The organism is Paraburkholderia sp. SIMBA_053 (assembly GCF_046534895.1).
Lineage (GTDB): Bacteria > Pseudomonadota > Gammaproteobacteria > Burkholderiales > Burkholderiaceae > Paraburkholderia > Paraburkholderia caledonica.
This window is the reverse complement of record NZ_JAWRXU010001788.1, coordinates 1-233: the sequence shown is the minus strand read 5'-3', so window position 1 is coordinate 233 and position 233 is coordinate 1. Positions and strand designations below refer to the sequence as shown.

Genomic DNA, 233 nt, shown 5'->3' with positions numbered 1-233 from the left:
CGTACGAAACGGTTCACAAGGCAACGAAGCAAGCTGTCGAAATCGCTGAAAGCAACTTCAATGCGGCTGCTACGGCTGCATCGAAGGCCGCTTCGCAAGCTGCTGCTCAGGCTTCGCGCACGGCGGCTTCGGCCAAGAAGGCTGCTGTCTGATAACGATGTAACGGCTTCAACGGATCGGGCTTCACCTGTGCGTTGACGGATGCCCCATCATCTGTCGGCGCGCAGCCGCGA

The 233-nt window shown here is 59.2% G+C and carries 1 pseudogene; it reads left to right on the top strand.

Annotated features, from left to right (window positions below):
* A pseudogene (locus SB753_RS41670) lies at positions 1-152 on the top strand (phasin family protein); the annotation flags it as partial.
* Between the last annotated feature and the right edge of the window lie 81 nt (positions 153-233).